Genomic DNA, 1,227 nt, shown 5'->3' with positions numbered 1-1,227 from the left:
GCCCGCTACCGGGTCCGCGCACCGCCTACGGAAGGGCCCTGCGCCGGGCCACCGCCGTCCACACGCCGAGCCCCGCCAGCAGCGCGCTTCCCATGCCGATGCCGCCCACCGCGAGCACCCGGTACGCGGTGCCGTCGCCCGTTGTCCCGCCCCCGGCCGCCGCGTCCCGGCCCTCCCCCGTGACCGTGAAGACGTCCGACGGCACGGTCCGTCCCGCGTACCCGGGCCCCTCCTGCGCCGCACCGCTCACCCGTACCCGCAGGGTCAGCGGAACGGGCCGGTCGCCGAAGTCGTCCGCGACCTCCGCCGTGAGGTGCGCGACGAGGTAGTACGAGCCGGCGAACCGCATCGCCCCGGTCCGGCGGCCGGGGGCGAGCCGATTGACGTGCGCGGCCTCGGGCAGGGGCGCGAGACTCTTCGACTTCTGTTCGCCGTTGTAGGACATGCCCAGGTCCTCGACGTGGCCGCGCACGGGGTTGTAGAGGTCGAGGTCCAGCGCGGTGGCGACGAAGCCGCTGCCGTCCGAGCCCGAACTGCCCAGTTCGGCGCCGGCGTGGAGCTGCTGTCCCCAGTCCACGGGGACCTTGAAGAAGAGGGTCTGACCGGGTCGTATGCCGTCCCGCCACACTCCCTGCCCGACCGGGGTGGCCTCGGCGAAGCCCGCGCCGCCCGCACGCCGTTGCGGCTGCCCCGTGACGGGCGCGGGCGTGGCGGAGTTCCACTCCCCGGGCGCACGCGTCGGACCGGTCTCCTCCAGTGCCGGCTCCGACACCGTGGTGAGCTCCATCTCCCAGGGGTCGGGGGAGGCGTCCTTCGCGTCCGGGGCGGCGCGCTCGACGGCCAGGTAGTACGTACCGGCGTCATCGCACAGGGATCTCCCGGGGGAGATCTCCCGCATGGCCCACGCGGCGACGGGGTGCGGGCTGCCGCCGGCGCCGAGGCTCGACGTGTCCGCGTCGCAGGAGCGGCCCTCGCTGTCCCGTACGGACACCCTGACGCCGTCGATGACGGAGGTGTCCCGGCCGGGCGGGGGGACCACCGTGGCGGAGGCGTAGAGGTTCGTGGTGTCGTCGAGCTCCAGCCGGTAGTGGACCGTGCCGGTCGCCGGAAGAGTACTCCGGTAGGACCGGCCGGGCGCCAGTTCCACGGCGTCCGCGGGGCTCACGGCACCATCCACCCTCCGCGCGTCGCCGGCGAAGGCATAGGTTCCGGGTTCCCCGGCGCTTC

At 74.7% G+C, this 1,227-nt stretch carries 1 protein-coding gene; it reads right to left on the bottom strand.

Features of this window, described 5'->3' with window-relative positions; genetic code table 11:
- Nucleotides 1-25 precede the first annotated feature (25 nt).
- The coding region (locus tag B9S61_RS13610) for a hypothetical protein (protein WP_103542492.1) at nt 26-1,227 on the bottom strand (1,202 nt) is incomplete at its 5' end.

The sequence above is a fragment of the Streptomyces sp. SM1 genome, assembly GCF_002910825.1.
GTDB classification, from domain to species: Bacteria; Actinomycetota; Actinomycetes; order Streptomycetales; family Streptomycetaceae; genus Streptomyces; species Streptomyces okerensis.
The sequence above is the reverse complement of the archived record's forward strand: the minus strand, read 5'-3'. Positions and strand labels throughout refer to the sequence as shown.